Origin of the sequence: Deinococcus radiopugnans ATCC 19172 (assembly GCF_006335125.1) — a bacterium.
Classification (GTDB): domain Bacteria; phylum Deinococcota; class Deinococci; order Deinococcales; family Deinococcaceae; genus Deinococcus; species Deinococcus radiopugnans.
In genome coordinates, this window is sequence record NZ_VDMO01000021.1 from 44,568 (window position 1) to 59,774 (window position 15,207).

The following is a 15,207-nucleotide window of genomic DNA, read 5'->3' on the forward strand; positions in this document are numbered from 1 at the left end:
ATCTGCGCGAAAATTGGGATGCCCGGTGGCCTCGCGCCTCCTGTTCGACGTTTTTCGGTGGAGGCCCAGACCTCCAGCGCTGGCCCGGTTTGTCGCGTCGCTCGCAACTCAATTTGGCGCGATTATGGACGTCCAGGCCGCAGGATGTCGGCAAGATTCAGGGCCAGCCTATCCGGAAACCCTCGCCACCACGTCCCCCTGAGTCCCGCAGGCCGCCCCACGCAGCGCCTCACGCAGCCAGGGCGTTTGTCGGCGCTCGGGCAGGCTCAGTCGCTCATTCCTGGTGCGCCCGCGTTTGGAGCAATCCGTCCAGCCGCCGCAGCACTTCCTCAATGTTGTTCATGCTGGTGGCGTAGCTCAGGCGGACCTGACCGGGGGCGGCGAAATCGGTGCCGGGCACCACGGCTACCCGCGCGTCGTCGAGGATGATGCGGGCGGCCTCCAGCTCGTCTGGATGGATGCGGGTGGTGTCGGCCATCACGTAGAAGGCCCCCTGCGGCGTGGGCGTTTTCAGACCCAGCGCGTTCAGCCCGGCCACGATGCGGTCGCGCCGCTGGCGGTAGGCCCCCAGGGTCATCTCGATAAATCGCGTGGTCTCCTCGTGCTGCTCGAAGGCGGCCAGGGCGGCGTACTGCGACACGCTGCTGGCGTTGCTGGTGCTCTGCGACTGCAGGGCGTTCATGGCGGCGATCACCGCTTTCGGTCCGCCCGCGTAGCCGATGCGCCAGCCGGTCATGGCGTACGCCTTGCTGGCCCCGTTCACGGTCAGCGTATGCTGCGGCGCGAAGGTGCCGATGCTGACCTGAGCGGCGTCGTACACCAGATGCTCGTACATCTCGTCGGTGACGATCATCAGGTTGTGGCGCATCGCCACCTCGGCCACCGCCTGCAACACCTCCGGCGTGAACACCGCTCCGGTGGGGTTGCCGGGGCTGTTCAGCACGATCATGCGGGTCATGGGGGTGACGCGGGCCTCCAGCGCCTGGGGATCAAGCTGAAAGCCGCCCGCCGCGTGCGTCGGCACCGGCACCGGAAACGCCCCGGTCAGCGCCACCATCTCCGGGTAGCTGACCCAGTACGGCGCGGGAATCAGCACCTCGTCGCCTGGATTGAGCAGCGCGAGAAAGGCGTTGAACAGCGCCTGCTTGCCGCCCGACGTGACCGTCACCGCGTCCGGCGTGTACTCCAGCCCGTTCTCGCGCCGGAACTTGGCGCTGATGGCCGCCCGCAGTTCGGGGATGCCGCTGACCGGGGTGTAGCGGGTCTTGCCCGCCTCGATGGCGCGGATGGCGGCGGCCTTGATGTGCGCCGGCGTGTCGAAGTCCGGCTCGCCCACGCTCATGCTGATCACGTCCACCCCGGCTTTTTGCAGCTCCAGTGCGCGGCTGGTCACCGCCACCGTCGAGGAGGGCTTGAGGCTCAGCGCGCGCGCCGACAGGGCAAAGGGGCTGCTCATGGGGTTCAGGGTACAGGGCCGGAGGCAGCGGGAAAACGCGCCGCCTTAGATGGACGGCGGCGCGTCGACGTGCGGCGGCTGCAATATGCGGCTCTACGGCAGCACGTTCCAGTTCAGGTAGGCCCGCCGGAAAAAGCCCCGGTCTTCCAGTCGGGCGGCCAGGGTCAGTTCCACCGGGCCGGTGGGCGGGGTGAACCCGTCCGGATAGGGCGCCGTGAGATTCAGGCGGACGGGGAACTCCGCCGGCAGGGTGGTGGCGGCGTACACGCGGTTGGGTTCGGCCAGTTGCGCGGGCGGGGCGCCGGGGCTGGACCAGTGGAACACCGAGAGCTGGAACGAGACCGGGCCGCTGGTGTGCCCCGGCTCGTCGCTGACGCGCAGGGTGGCCGTGACCTGCTGACCGTAGCGGGCGTTGAGGGGCTCAGGGAACTCAAAGGCGTAGCGCAGATCGGCGGCCGAGTCGTTCTCGCAGCGCACCTGGGGATTGGCCCAGTCGGCGTGATCGTAGTCGATGCCGTCCCCGGCGTCCCCCACCACCAGCCGCAGCTCACCCTGGCCGCGGAGGTCCAGGTCAATGCGGCGCGTGGCGCTCGCGCCGGTCATGGTGCCGCTGTCATACGCCAGCACCCCGTCCAGGAAGACCTGGAACACCACGCTGCCCCGGTGGCCCACCTCGTCATCCACCCCGATGTCCGAGGTCAGGCGGGTGCAGCGTGCCCCGTTGTAGCCCTGCAGTGAGAAACGCATCTCGCTGCCCGCGTGGGTGCCGAAGCCCCTGGCGTAGGGCACGCCGGCCAGGGTCAGGGTGCGCCCGTCACCGCGCGCCTGCTCGCCGTTGCTGCGGTCTGGTTCAATCGGCCCCCAGCCGTTGGACGCACCCAGCAGGGTCTCGAACGACAGGGTGTTGAGGGCCGCGGTCAGCCGCTGGGGACCGAGGGACCCCGCCGGAGCCGTGTAGGTCCACGGGAAGGACGCGCCGCCCGCGTAGGGGTCCATCTCGGCAGACGAGTCTGGAGTGGTGCCGCAACCGGCAAGCAGCGCGCAGAGGACCACGGCGGACGTGACGGACGGAAAGAGCCTGGCAACGGACATGGCATCACCCCTTGAACTGTTGGTGGGCGAGGCGGGCGGATGGACGCGGCGCGGATGCGGAGGCGCCAGCCGTGTTGGCGCTGCGGCGCTCCTGTCCCAGCCGGCAGGCGTGAGGTTGGACGGCTGCTGCCCGGCTGGAATGGGGTCATGCTGCGCCGAGCCTCATGACCGGGGCATGATCGGGGCCAGGGCGAACTGGACTTCCCGCGCGGCCTTGTCGTGATTTCAGCAACGGCAGGCTAGAGCAGTTGTCCGAATTGCTGCATCAGAAAAAAGACTTCTGATGCCTCCATTCTCTCCTTCGGAGCTGTACCAGGCCCAAATGCTCAGCAAAATCCACTCACTCTCTGCGAGCTGTGCCAGTCCGTTCGGTCAAAAGCAAACAGCCCTTCTGACAAATGCTCTAGAAGCGGTACGTGACCCCCAGATTGACGCCCGGCGTGAACAGCGCCGCTCCGCCATCTCCTGTCCCGATGAACAGCATGCGGGCCTTGCCCTCGGCGAAGTAGCCCCACGGCCCCGCGCCGAAGTCGCCGCGCACCCCGGCCACGCCGCCCAGCAGCCACGCGTAACCCAGCACCGTGCCCACGCTGGGGCCACCGTAGACCTGCAGCCCGCGCCCACCACCCGACGGTGAGAGCAGCAGAGCTGCGTTCACGATGGGCAGCGGGCCGGGGGCATCGGCCAGTGGAATGAGGATGGCCTCGGCGCCCGCGCGCAGGGCCAGATTCACGTTGCCCACGCGGCCCAGCGGCGCGCTGGCCCCGATGGTTACGCCGGGCAGGACGTACAGCTCGGTGCCCAGACCGCCCCAGACGGTGAAGCGGTCCCGCGTGGGCTGAGCCTGGGGCATCTCTGGGAGCTGCGGCACGCTCGGCACCAGTTCGGGCGTCTGCTGCTGGGGCGGCTGAACGAAGATGGGCGTGCCGGGCGCGGTCTGGGCACTGGCGAAGGGAACAGCGGCGAGGGCCAGCGCCAGGGCACGGGTCAGGGTGGGTTTCGACATGCAACGAGAGTAGCGGAGAGCAGAAGGGACGCGGCACAAGAATGGGGAAGAAGGCCCGCAAGCCCCCTCCCCGGCGCAAATCCCCCGGCGCTCCTCAGTGCAGCAGGCCGATGCTGCGGGCGCGGCTGACCGCCTGGGTCCGGTCCCCGGCGTCCAGCTTGGCGTACAGGCGGGCCAGATGGTCCTTGACCGTGTCGGGGCTAACGCCCAGGTTCTTGGCGATTTCCTTGTTGCTGTAGCCCTGGGCCAGCAGCGGCAGCACCTCGGATTCGCGGGGGGTCAGCCGGGGCACGTCCACCTGCGGCAGACGGTCGATTTCCGGGTGGGCCACGATGTCGCGCAGCTGCCGGGCCAGGCTCTCGGGATCGGTTTCCTTGCTGACATAGCCGCGGGCCCCGGCGGCGCGGGCGGCCTGCACGATGGCGGGTTCGGCGAAGGTGGTGATCAGCACGCTGACGACCTGCGGGTGGGTCATGCGCAGCCGCTCGCAGACCTCGATGCCGGTCATGCCGGGCATCTTGATGTCCAGCAGCGCGGCGTCGGGTTGCAGCGTGCGGCAGGCGTCCAGGGCGCTCAGGCCGTCGGCAGCCTCGGCCACCACGTCGAAGCCCTGGTGCATCAGGGCGTACTTGAGGCCCATGCGGAACAGCGGGTGATCGTCGGCGATAACAAGTCTCATGGGGTGACCTCCGGAAGAGTCAGCGTGAAAACGGTGGGCAGGGTGGATGCGGGCGGCGGGGAGGCGGGGTCCTGGGAGGACAGCTCGTGGGGTTGGTGGGAGTAGTGCAACCCGCCGCCGTGCGCCTCGGCGATGCGGCGGGCGATGAACAGCCCCAGCCCGGCGGTGCCGGCGGTGTACTGCTGGCCGGCGATGGTGGTGGGCTGCGAGGTAAACGGCTGCGCCAGTTGTGCCAGTGAGCCGCCCAGGCCGGGGCCGTCGTCGGCCACCACCAGCCCACTGGGTGTGACCCGCAGTTCGACGCGTGAACGGGCGTAGCGCAGGGCGTTTTCGGTCAGGTTGGTCACGGCGCGTTCCAGCACCGGGGCGTCGGCGGGGGCGTGGCCGCTGCCGTCTACCGTCAGTTCCAGGCCGCCCCACTCGGCCTGCGGCTGAAGGCGCCGGGCCACGCCGTCGATCAATGCACGCAGATCGGTGGGGGCGCTCTGGACCGTCACGTCCTCGCGCTCGAAGCGGTGGGCGTCGGCCATCTGCTGCACCAGCGCCAGCAGGCGGGCGGTCTCGGCCCCCATCTGCGCCCCCACCTCGCGGCGCTCGGCCTCGGGCAGCGGCAGGTGGACCAGCGCGTGGGTCAGGTGCCCGGCGGCGACCAGCGGGGTTTTCAGGTCGTGCACCAGCGTCGCCATGAAGGCGTTGCGGCGCGTCTGCTCGGTGCCCAGGCGGGCCAGCAGGTCCGAGAAGGCGCGGCGCAGCCGCAGGATTTCCGCTGGATCGTCGGTGTGGGCCCTGAGTTCGCCGCCCTCCACCTCGGTCTGCAGGCGGCTCAGGGGCCGCAGCAGCGCTCCGCTCAGCACGTAGCCCACCATGCCGCACAGCACGCCCACCAGCAGCATCCAGCCCATCAGCGCCCCGGCCGGCAGGGTGGACTGGGCGGTCAACGTGAGGACCAGATTGGGCAGGAACGCCAGCAGAAAGATCACCAGCGCGAACTGGGCGCGCAGGGTGTTGCGCGACGCCCGGCGGCGTCCGGCCAGATCCTGCCCAGGGGATTCGGTGATCAGGCGGCCACTCACGAAACTCAGCTTAGGGAGGGGGGTCTGACAGAACCCTCACGGTGCGGGGGAGGGGTGGGGCTGGCCGCTACACTGCGCCCATGCTTCAACCGACTGTCCATGGTCACGTTCGCGTGTGGTCCCTGCCCACCGGCCCCCTGCAGGAAAACGCTGTCCTGGCGGCAGGCACGCAGAATGAGGGCTTCCTCTTCGATCCCGGCGACGACGCGGACCGGATTCTGGCGCTGGTGCGCGATTCAGGCGTGACGGTGCGCGGCATTCTGCTGACGCACGCGCATTTCGATCACATCGGGGCGGTGCAGCCCGTTCGCGAGGCGTTGCAGGTGCCGGTCTGGCTGCACCCCGCCGATCTGCCGCTGTACCGCATGGGCGCGGCGTCGGCGGGGCGCTGGAACCTGCCCTTCATCCAGCCTGACGCGCCGGACCACGAGATCGCGCAGGACCAGACCTTCACGGCGGGCGACCTGACCCTGACCGCCCGCGAATTGCCGGGCCACGCGCCGGGGCATGTGGTCTTCCTGGCCGCCACAGATGGCGGGCCGGGCGTGGTGGTGGCCGGGGACACGCTGTTTCAGGGCGGCATCGGGCGCACGGACCTGCCGGGGGGCGATCATGCCGCGTTGCTGGCAGGCATCACGCGGGAACTGCTGGCGCTGCCCGACGCCACCGCCGTCTACCCCGGTCACGGCGGGGCCACCACGGTCGGCGCGGAACGCCGCAGCAATCCCTTTCTGCGCTGACGGCTGTTGGAATGGGCGCTGCTTGATCAGCGTGGCAGGTCAGATGGGCCGCCGGCAGCGTGAACGCGCTACGCTGGGCCACATGATGCGGTGGGGCGGCGGGATCCGGGGCAGCGTGACGGGGGTCTGGGGCTGATGCCGGGGGCAGGCGGCGGGGCCGGGGCGGTGCTGGCGCCCGGCCTGACGGAGGTCAGTTACAGCACCAACCAGGCCAACGCGCTGATCCACCTGTACCGCGCCGAGGTCGGCAAGATGACCGCGTGGCGGCAGCGCCTCGACATGACCACCAACTGGTCGGTGGTGACCAGCGCGGGCCTGGCCTCGTTCGCGCTGGGCGACGTGGGCAACAGCCACGCCACCTTCCTGTTCGCCATGTTCATGAACTACTTCTTCCTGCGGCTGGAGGCCCGGCGCTTCCGCACCTACGAGATCGCCCACCACCGCGTGCGGATCATGGAGCGCTTCTTTTACCCGGCCATGCTGGGCGACAAGGTGGACCCCGGCTGGCACCAGCTGCTTCTGGCCGAACTGGGCAAGCCGCGCAGCCCGATGAGCCGCAACGACGCGCTGGGCTGGCGGCTGGGACGCAACTACCTGTGGATCTACGCGGCGGTGCTGCTGGCGTGGTTTGCCAAGCTGGATCTGGAACAGCCCAAGGGCTACGTCCTGACCTTCCCAGACGCCTTCTCACTGGCCGACATCGGCAATTTTCCCGGCTGGCTGGTCTTTGCCATCGTCGGCGTGTTCTACCTCTACCTGATCTGGCTGGCAGTGCGCGCCGCCCGCACCTACCCGCTGGAGGAGGGCTGATACGGATTCCGTTTGTAACGCGACAGAAATCGGGACAGCTCCGATTTCCACACTCCACGTCCGGAGGGATGTTTTTCTCCTGCTCGCTTCGCTCGGATTTCCAGGTGTTTTCAACACCTTCCAATCAGAGTCCGTATGAGTCCGGCATGGCGGGCAAACGGGGCGCATCAGACGCGCTTCATGAGGTCTCCGTAAGCTCCGGTATGCGCTCAAGTCTTGCCTGTCTCGCGGCGGCGGCCCTGCTGTTGCCCCCCGCCCTCAGTGGTTGCGCCTTCGGGGCGTACCTCAGCCCGCTGACCCCACTGGAACGCGCCGTGAACGGCACCTACGAGGGCATCGGCGTGGGCGGCACGGGCCGGGTGCCCTACCGCATGACCCTGACCGTGCAGGAGCGCGAGGGCCGCGCCACCGGGGTCATCACCAACCTGGAAAGCCGCAAGGCCTACGCGGCCAGCGGCACCTTCAAGCGCAGCGGCAACGGCGGCGCGCTGGAACTCAACCTGTTCGAGAACGGCGACAAGCACCGGGGCAACCTGCACGCCACCCTGAGCGGATCCAAAATCAGTGGGGTGCTGCGAACCGTGCTGCTGGGCCGTGAACTGCTGGGCTACACCGTCGAGCTGGAGCGGGTGGGGGAGGCGGCCCCGGCAGCGACGCCCGCCGCCGCAGCGCCTGTAACTGCCCCCTAGCGCTGCGGCCCCAGCGCCCGAACCTGCGCGATGATCTCGTCCATCAGCCGGTCTAACCCCTCGTCCACCACCTGCCGGGCCGGATCGGCGTCGTACCACGCCAGCACCTCGCGCACGCCGCGTGCGTAGGGGATGGTGGCGCGGAACTCCGGCACCAGCCGCTTGATCTTGCTGTTGTCGAAAATGACGCTGTGGGCCTTGTCGCCCAGCAGCCCCGCGCCCCAGTTGGGAGCGAAGGCGGCGATGGTCTCGGACGGCACATGCACCAGTTGCGGCTTGACGCCCGCCGCCCCGGCCACCAGCTCGAAAATCTGGTTCCAGGTCAGCCACTCGTCGCCGGTGATCTGCACCGCCTCGCCCAGCACCGCCGGGCGGCCCAGCAGACCCACGAACCCCACGGCGAAGTCGCGGTGGTGGGTCAGCGTCCACAGCGAGGTGCCGTCGCCGTGGACGATCACGGGTTTGCCCCGGCGCATGCGGTCTACCACCGTCCAGCCGCCGTCCATCGGCAGCAGGGTGCGGTCATAGGTGTGCGAGGGCCGCACGATGGTCACCGGAAAGCCGTCCTCGCGGTAGGCGCGCGTCAGCCGCTCCTCGCAGGCGATCTTGTCGCGCGAGTACCCCCAGAACGGGTTGTGCAGCGGGGTGGACTCGGTGATGGGCAGGTGCCCCAGCGGCTTCTGGTACGCCGAGGCCGAGCTGATGAACACGTACTGCCGGGTGCGCCCGGTGAACAGTGCCAGATCGGTCTCGATGTGTTCGGGCGTGAAGGCCACCCAGTCCACCACGGCGTCGAACTCGAGATCGCCCAGCGCCCGCCGGACACTCTCCGGATCGCGGATGTCGCCTCGCAATACTTTTGCGCCGTCCGGCACGGGTCGGGAGGACTCGCCCCGGTTGAGCAGGTACAGCTCCATGCCCTGCGCCAGCGCCCGTTCCGAACACGCCGAGCTGATGATGCCGGTGCCGCCGATGAACAGGACGTTCACGCGCGTTCGCCCGGCTGGTCCGCCTCCGGTCCGTCCAGCGTGTCGCGCCAGGAGTGCCGGGGCTCGAAGCCGAGGTGCTGCCGGGCGTGGTCGATGCTGAGCAGGGTCTCAAAGTCTTTCAGCGGTTCGCGCAGCGGCACCCCAGGAAACACCTGTTCCATCAGCGTGCGCGACGGCACCGGCATCACCGTGTCGGCGGCGGCGATGATGAAGCTGCTGGCCCCCGCGAGCGGCGCGGTCAGCGCCAGGCGGCAGGCCAGCGCGGCGTCGCGTTCGTCGATGTAGCCCCACAGGTTCCACTTGCGGGCCTGCGGATCGGGCCAGGCCAGTGCCGGAAAGCGGCGGTACTCCTCCGGCCCCAGAATGTTGGAAAAGCGCAGGGCCACGTAGGGAATCCCCGTCTTGCGCGAGAAATCGGCGGCCATCGTCTCGGTGACCACCTTGCTCAGGGCGTACGACGACTCGGGGTGCGGGTAGTGCGCCTCGTCCACCGGGGCGTATTCGGGCGGCACGTCGAAGGGCAGCCCCAGCGTGGTCTCGCTGGACGCCCAGACCACCCGGCCCAGCCCCAGCAGGGTGGCCGCCGTGAAGACGCTGTGGTTCATACTCACGTTCTGCACGAAGGTGTGGTGCGCGGCCTGCAGATCCGGAGCGGGAATATTCGCCAGATGCACCACGCTGCCCGCCCCGTGCATGACCTCCAGCGTCTGGCCCAGATCGGTTAGATCGGCCCGCAGGGTGGCCTTGAGGGTGCCAGGGAAGTCGCCGTCCGGTCTGGAAATGGGCTGAAGATCCACGGCGATGACCTCGTGGCCGTGTTCCAGCAGGTGTCGCAGGGTGGCGCGTCCGGCCCGGCCCGCCGCGCCGGTCAGCACCACCGGCCCTATCGGCGCAGCCTGGGAAGCGTCCCTCACCACGCGTAGGCTTCCGGGGCCTGTCCGCCGGGGCCGGGCCAGATGTCGTCCAGCGTCTTCAGGGTGTCCTCCGTCAGCTTGATGTCCAGCGCCCTCAATGCGCCCTCCAATTGCTCCGCCGTGCGCGGGCCGATGATCGGGGCCGTCACGGCAGGCCGGTGCAGCAGCCACGCCAGCGCCACGTCCGCCGGCGACTCGCCCAACTCCCGGCACAGCGCCTCGTAGCGCTCCAGTTGCGGGCGGTGTTTCTCGATCTGCTTTTGCATGTTCTCACTGGCGCGGCGGCCCCCCTCGGCTTTTTGCAGCGCGCCGCCCAGCAGACCGCCGCCCAGCGGGCTCCAGGGAATCAGGCCCAGGCCCAGCGCCTGACACGCCGGAATGACCTCCAGCTCGATGGTGCGCGCCGACAGGTTGTACAGGCTCTGCTCGGACACCAGGCCCATGAAGTGGCGTTGCGCGGCCAGCGTGTTGGCCTGCGCGATGTTCCAGCCCGCGAAGTTGCTGCTGCCCACGTACAGCACCTTGCCCTCGCGGACGAGTTGCTCCATCGCCTGCCAGACCTCTTCCCAGGGGGTTGCGCGGTCAATGTGATGCATCTGGTACAGGTCGATGTGGTCGGTCTTCAGGCGGCGCAGGCTGTCCTCGCACGCCTTGCGGATGTGGTACGCCGAGAGCTTCTGATCGTTGGGGCCGTCGCCCATCTTGCCGTAGACCTTGGTGGCCAGCACGATGCGGTCGCGGTTGCCAGGGTTGCTTTCCAGCCAGCGGCCCACGATCTGCTCGGTCACGCCCTCGCCGGGTTTGCGGCCATACACGTTGGCGGTGTCGAAGAAGTTGACGCCTCGCTCCAGCGCCAGGTCCATGATCCGGTGGCTGTCCTGCTCGGTGGTTTCCGGGCCGAAGTTCATGGTGCCCAGGCACAGTGGGCTGACTTTCAGGCCGGTGCGGCCCAGGTGACGGTAGTCCATCGGTGACGCCTCCTTGTGTGCGGTGTTCGTCCCGACGCTACACCCCTAGGCGGGGCAGCGTCATCCTGGCCATGCCTTCATGCTTGCGAGGGCTCATACGGATTCCGTTTGTAACGCGACAGACATCGCGACAGCTCCGATCTCTACACTCCACGTCCGGAACCCGTTTTCCTCATTCTCGCTGTCGTCGCGAACAGACGCCCATGACTGGAACAGCCCGCAGGGAGGACGCTGCTCCTCTCGCTCGGATTTTCAGGTGTTTTCAACACCTTTCAATCGGAGTCCGTATCAGGGGCACAGCCGAAGCCTCCGGGCGCCCTTGTCGTGGCCCATGACCTCCGTCGGCGCGCACCATCGACGGGTGCAAAGGAAGGGGCGGCCACCGAATTGCGGTGGCCGCCCCTGTGAATCTCGGCTGAACTTCAGTCGCTGCTCAGTTGCTGTTGCCTGAACCGTCCGGCCCCGGCTCTGGCCGCCTGTCCAGCGCTTCGGGGGGCGTTTCGTGCGTGATGACGCCTGAGCCGCTGCCCCCCAGCATCTGACGTAATTCCTCGATCACGGCGCGTTCCTTGTCGTTCACCCGTTCGCCGCCGATGCCCAGGAATCCGCCTTCGGTGGCGGCCTCGGCGGTGCGCTCGGCCACCAGCATCAGCATGTCGCGGTAGGCGGCGGCGTCTTCCGGGCTGGTCTTGGCGTTGACCAGCCACATGGCCTGACGTACCCCTTCCAGGCTCTGGTTTTTCACGTCTTCCACGTTGCGGGCGCGTTCCTGCTCGGGGGCGCGGGCGGCAGGCTGGCCCAGCAGATCGGCGGCCATCGCTTCCATCAGCGGGGTGCGGCGCTCGCGGCTCACGCTCTCGCGCACGGCGGCGGCAATGGCCCCGGCCTCGGCCAGCAGGCCAGTCACGCCGCTGGGGCTGGCGGCCACCACCGCCGCGCCCGCGCGTCCGGGGCCGGTCATCACCTTGAACCACTCGTCTGCCGTGAAGTTGTCTTTAAGGCTCATGCCCTCAGCTTAGACCAGCCATGACCCGGCCAGACTTGCGGCTTCACTCACGGGTCTTGACCTGAGCCAGATCAAAACGCACCCGTTCGGTGTCCTCGCGCACGGCACGCTCGTCCGGGGCCAGGCCGTGGCTGCCGAACATGCCGCCCGCCGCTCGCATGCCGCCCAGCGCGTCGCCGCGCCCCCGGTCTGTCTCCACCAGCGGCTTCATCCTGAAGGCCAGGGCGATCAGGGCCACCGGCAACACGATGAAGATCAGGACGGCGGCCAGCACGGGGGCTCAGCAGCCCTGGGCGGAGGCCACGCCGGGCTGGCCTTCCAGCAGGTGGGCCCGGCCCCAGGTGTCAATGGCGTCGATCACGCCCTGAAGTTCCCGGCCCACCGGGGTCAGCGTGTAGACGCTGCGCGCCAGTTTGCCGTGCGTGTCCTCGGTGCGCTTGCTGATGATCTTCAGCGTTTCCAGGTGCTCCAGACGCTGCGTCAGCGTGGCGCTGTTGCAGCCGCCCACCGCGCGGGCCAGCTCGTTGAAGCCTTTCTCACCGTCCAGCAGCGAGCGGACGATATGCAAGACCCATTTTTCCTGCAACACGCCGATGGCCCGGTACACCGGACAGAACCCCTTCTCTGCGGCGGCAGAGGGGCCGGGAGAGGAGAGTGTCGTGTTCATGTCAGGATTCTACACCTAAACGCAAAACCAATTAAGAAGCGGATTACACCGCTTGACATTTTAAACTGCTTGCCGTAAATTTGCGCCCATGACCGCCACCCTGTCCCAGAACACCCAGACCCAGACCACCGAGCCTCAGACCACCCAGCCCCTGACCGTCGCCGAGGCCATCGAGACCCGCCGCAGCATCCGCAAGTTCGTCCAGGAGCCCATGAGCCAGGGGGATCTGCGCGAGATCCTGCGCCTGGCCGGCCTGGCTCCCACGGCCAACAACGTGCAGACCACCCGCTTCGCCGTGATTCAGGACCGCGCCCTGCTGGCGCAGCTGCAGGCGGTCTCGTACAACCAGAGCCAGATCACCAGCGCCCCCGCCGTGATCGTGGTCTACAGCGACATGGAAGACGCGCTGAACACCATCGAGCAGACCCTGCCGGCCACCATGAGCGACGATGATCGCCAGAAGCGCGCGGCCGGTTTGCGGGGGCAGTTCCAGAATCAGGATGTGGCCCAGCGCGGTCAGTGGGGCCTGACCCAGGCGAACATCGCCTTCGGGTTTGTGATGCTCGCGGCGCGCGGCCTGGGCTACGACACCGTGCCTATGCTGGGCTTCCAGCCCGACAAGGTGCGCGAACTGCTGGGCCTGCCCGAACACGCCCAGTTTGCCGGACTGCTGCCCATCGGCAAGCGCGCCGAGGACGGCTTCCCGCACCACCGCCACGCCGTCGAGCGGGTCGCCACGTTCTACTAAACCGCCCTGTTTCAGAACCGCCCTCCGCCGTGGGGGCGGTTCTGCTGATGGATGACGCGCCGTCCGGTTTGCATCCGCCTCTTTGCCTATTGCCGTAATGTGTTCAGGGAATTACATTGGCGACGAAACTCTTCTGGAGTCCTGCCGGTTCGGTCGTCTGCCCCATCTCTTTTCTCCAAAGAAGGTTGTGTATGTCCAAGCGCCCCGCCGCCCTGATCTTTATCCTCATCACCGCGCTGATCGACATCATGGGCATCGGGCTGATCATCCCGGTGCTGCCGGGCCTGGTCAAAGAGCTGGCCGGCTCGGAGGCGGCCGGGGCGCGCGATATCGGGTTACTGACCGCCGCCTACGCGATCATGCAGTTCGTCTTCGCCCCCATTCTGGGCACGCTGAGTGACCGCTACGGGCGGCGGCCGGTGCTGCTGCTGAGCCTGCTGGGCGTGACCCTGGACTACCTGCTGCTGTACTTTGCGCCCAGTCTGTGGTGGCTGCTGATCGGCCGCCTGATCGCCGGGGTCACCGGGGCCAGCCTGACGGTGGCCAACGCCTACATCGCCGACGTGACGCCGCCCGCCGACCGGGCCAAAAACTTCGGGCTGCTGGGGGCCACCTTCGGCGTGGGCTTCATCCTGGGGCCGGCGCTGGGCGGCGTGCTGGGCGAGTACGGGCTGCGCGTGCCGTTTCTGGCGGCGGCGGCCCTCAGCGGCCTGAACCTGCTGTACGGCTACTTCGTGCTGCCCGAATCGCTGCCGGCCTCGGCGCGGGGCAAGCAGCTCAATCGCAAGGACCTCAACCCGTTCACACCTCTCAAGGCGCTGGGCGAGTACGCGCTGCTGCGAAACCTGGCCCTGACCTTCGTGTTGCTGGGGCTGGCCGGGCAGGTCATCTTCAGCACCTGGGTGCTGTACACCGAGGGCGTGCTGAACTGGAGCCCGCTGCAAAACGGCGTCGCGCTGGCCTTTTTCGGCCTGCTGACGGCGGGGGTACAGGGCGGCTTGATTGGCATCTCGATCAGGCGGCTGGGAGAGCGGCGCACCATCCTGCTGGGCCTGATCATGTCCACCGCCGAATTCCTGATCCTGAGCGTGGCGCGCACCTCGCCGGTGCTGTACGCCTCGCTGGTGGTGGGCGCGGGCGGCGGACTGGCGCAGCCGGCCATCCAGGGCCTGATCAGCCGTCAGGTCAGCGAGACCGAGCAGGGCCGCGTGCAGGGGGCGATCACCAGCCTGACCAGTCTGGTGGGGGTGGTGGGGCCGATCATCGCCACCGCCGTCTTCGCGTACTTCAACGGGGGAGGCGCGTCGGTGCGTGTGCCGGGGGCGGCCTTCATCATGGGCGCCGTGTTCTCGCTGGCGGGCCTGTTCATGATCTGGTCGGTGCTGCGCCGCACCCCGGAAGAACCAGTGTTGGGAAGCGCGAGCGGCTAGCCACCCGAACGCAGCCATACCACTCTGAGAAATGAACGACAGCCCCTGACCGGATAAGGCGGGGGCTGTCTTCTGCTGGGGCCGCGACTTACGCCGTGCAGGAGGCGTTCACGGCAAATCGTGTTGGGCTGTGGCGGCGGCTGGGTTAGGCTGGGAGGCCCTTGCTTCACTACAATCACCAGCGAACGGCCCCCCATCTTCCTTTCAGGAGTCCCGATACCCGTGTCCATGCCCACCAGTGAACCCCCGTCTTCGGTCCTTGCCTATCAGGTCGGCGTTTTCGTCCTGGTGCGGCAGCGCGACACCTACCTGCTGGTGCGCCCGCGCGTGCCCCTGTTGCCCGGCGGGCTGCACAGCCTGCCGGGGCTGATCCTCGACTCGAACAGCGGCAGCAACGTCGTGGAATCCCAGTTGCGGCGTGCGCTGCTGACGCAGGCCGGCATCGCGGTGGCCGAGTTGCGTCTGGTGGGGTCCCACGCGGGGCGGGGGGTCCAGAGCGGCGCCGGGGAGGCCCGGCTCAACCTGATCTTCGGCAGCGAGTACTGCTCGGGCATCCTCAATCCCCGTGCGGACGAACTGCTGGGCGCCGAATGGATGAACGCCGAGCAGCTGTCCCGAGCTGGTGTGCCGGAATACCTGCTGGCCGCCGTCCGCGAGTTCGAGACCAGCATCGCTCCGGCCAGCGCCCCCGAACCGGCAGGCCGCTTTCCCCGGCTGTTCGGCAAGCCGAGATAATAGGGGCCGTCTCCACGGGGGCTGAAGTGGCGTCATCTCCCGCCCGGGCCGTGGCGCGATGTTGTGTTGCAGTTCCTTATACGGACTCCGAATAAATCGTTTACAGTAAAAGGATCAAACAGTCTGCTTTTACCCAACCCCTCCAGCATTCCGCTGAAGATTTCTGGAGCCTCTTTGAAGCCAGTACCTGCGCCGTCGAGCGTCG

Annotated in this window: 17 protein-coding genes; 6 read left to right on the forward strand and 11 right to left on the reverse strand. The window is 68.2% G+C overall.

Translation table 11 applies throughout. The features are described 5' to 3' along the window. Positions 1-274: 274 nt before the first annotated feature. The 5 genes from FHR04_RS16235 to FHR04_RS16255 all read right to left on the reverse strand — a co-directional run bounded on the left by FHR04_RS16235 (position 275) and on the right by FHR04_RS16255 (position 5,306). Entirely contained in the window at positions 275-1,456 is a 1,182-nt protein-coding gene (locus FHR04_RS16235; RefSeq protein WP_139404322.1) for a pyridoxal phosphate-dependent aminotransferase, read from the reverse strand. A gap of 93 nt (positions 1,457-1,549) precedes the next feature. After that, positions 1,550-2,548 carry an NPCBM/NEW2 domain-containing protein gene (locus FHR04_RS16240; RefSeq protein ID WP_139404323.1) on the reverse strand — a complete coding sequence of 333 codons (999 nt, stop codon included), beginning with the start codon at positions 2,546-2,548 and terminating at the stop codon, positions 1,550-1,552. Between the two features lie 403 nt (positions 2,549-2,951). Further along, positions 2,952-3,554, reverse strand: coding sequence for a hypothetical protein (locus tag FHR04_RS16245; RefSeq protein WP_139404324.1), 603 nt, complete (start codon positions 3,552-3,554; stop codon positions 2,952-2,954). Between the two features lie 94 nt (positions 3,555-3,648). Then, a complete protein-coding gene (locus FHR04_RS16250; RefSeq protein ID WP_039682457.1) occupies positions 3,649-4,233 on the reverse strand; it encodes a response regulator transcription factor in 585 nt (194 codons plus the stop codon). Next, positions 4,230-5,306 (reverse strand): sensor histidine kinase, encoded by a 1,077-nt coding sequence (locus FHR04_RS16255; protein WP_375782587.1) that lies wholly within the window; start codon positions 5,304-5,306, stop codon positions 4,230-4,232. The genes FHR04_RS16250 and FHR04_RS16255 overlap by 4 nt, the downstream gene beginning before the upstream one ends. Positions 5,307-5,386: 80 nt before the next feature. On the opposite strand from FHR04_RS16255, the gene FHR04_RS16260 reads away from it, so the two are divergent. From FHR04_RS16260 to FHR04_RS16270, 3 genes are all read left to right on the forward strand, one after another. Further along, positions 5,387-6,046 carry an MBL fold metallo-hydrolase gene (locus FHR04_RS16260; RefSeq protein WP_139404325.1) on the forward strand — a complete coding sequence of 220 codons (660 nt, stop codon included), beginning with the start codon at positions 5,387-5,389 and terminating at the stop codon, positions 6,044-6,046. Positions 6,047-6,181: 135 nt separating this feature from the next. Then, complete coding sequence (locus FHR04_RS16265; RefSeq protein WP_039686606.1) at positions 6,182-6,856, forward strand: DUF2270 domain-containing protein; 675 nt, start codon at positions 6,182-6,184, stop codon at positions 6,854-6,856. Between the two features lie 203 nt (positions 6,857-7,059). After that, positions 7,060-7,545, forward strand: a complete 486-nt coding sequence (locus FHR04_RS16270; protein WP_139404326.1) for a hypothetical protein — start codon at positions 7,060-7,062, stop codon at positions 7,543-7,545. Here the strand turns inward: FHR04_RS16270 and FHR04_RS16275 are convergent. The 6 genes from FHR04_RS16275 to FHR04_RS16300 all read right to left on the reverse strand — a co-directional run bounded on the left by FHR04_RS16275 (position 7,542) and on the right by FHR04_RS16300 (position 12,089). Continuing rightward, positions 7,542-8,534 (reverse strand): SDR family oxidoreductase, encoded by a 993-nt coding sequence (locus FHR04_RS16275; protein ID WP_139404327.1) that lies wholly within the window; start codon positions 8,532-8,534, stop codon positions 7,542-7,544. The two genes, FHR04_RS16270 and FHR04_RS16275, sit on opposite strands and share 4 nt — an antisense overlap. After that, on the reverse strand, positions 8,531-9,448 hold the full coding sequence (locus FHR04_RS16280; protein ID WP_249039169.1) for an NAD-dependent epimerase/dehydratase family protein: 918 nt from the start codon (positions 9,446-9,448) through the stop codon (positions 8,531-8,533). Before FHR04_RS16280 ends, FHR04_RS16275 begins: the two co-directional genes overlap by 4 nt. Next, the gene (locus tag FHR04_RS16285) at positions 9,445-10,416 is read right to left on the reverse strand and encodes an aldo/keto reductase (RefSeq protein ID WP_139404328.1); all 972 of its coding nucleotides are present in this window, start codon (positions 10,414-10,416) and stop codon (positions 9,445-9,447) included. The genes FHR04_RS16280 and FHR04_RS16285 overlap by 4 nt, the downstream gene beginning before the upstream one ends. 433 nt (positions 10,417-10,849) lie before the next feature. Continuing rightward, positions 10,850-11,422 (reverse strand): hypothetical protein, encoded by a 573-nt coding sequence (locus FHR04_RS16290; RefSeq protein ID WP_139404329.1) that lies wholly within the window; start codon positions 11,420-11,422, stop codon positions 10,850-10,852. 43 nt (positions 11,423-11,465) lie between these two features. Further along, positions 11,466-11,696, reverse strand: a complete 231-nt coding sequence (locus FHR04_RS16295) for a hypothetical protein (protein ID WP_249039170.1) — start codon at positions 11,694-11,696, stop codon at positions 11,466-11,468. Between the two features lie 6 nt (positions 11,697-11,702). Continuing rightward, positions 11,703-12,089 carry a winged helix-turn-helix transcriptional regulator gene (locus tag FHR04_RS16300; RefSeq protein ID WP_052195235.1) on the reverse strand — a complete coding sequence of 129 codons (387 nt, stop codon included), beginning with the start codon at positions 12,087-12,089 and terminating at the stop codon, positions 11,703-11,705. Between the two features lie 88 nt (positions 12,090-12,177). On the opposite strand from FHR04_RS16300, the gene FHR04_RS16305 reads away from it, so the two are divergent. From FHR04_RS16305 to FHR04_RS16315, 3 genes are all read left to right on the forward strand, one after another. Continuing rightward, positions 12,178-12,837, forward strand: coding sequence for a nitroreductase family protein (locus tag FHR04_RS16305; protein ID WP_139404330.1), 660 nt, complete (start codon positions 12,178-12,180; stop codon positions 12,835-12,837). Between the two features lie 191 nt (positions 12,838-13,028). Continuing rightward, entirely contained in the window at positions 13,029-14,267 is a 1,239-nt protein-coding gene (locus FHR04_RS16310) for a TCR/Tet family MFS transporter (protein WP_139404331.1), read from the forward strand. A gap of 228 nt (positions 14,268-14,495) precedes the next feature. Then, positions 14,496-15,002, forward strand: a complete 507-nt coding sequence (locus tag FHR04_RS16315; RefSeq protein ID WP_052195237.1) for a hypothetical protein — start codon at positions 14,496-14,498, stop codon at positions 15,000-15,002. Positions 15,003-15,207: the final 205 nt, after the last annotated feature.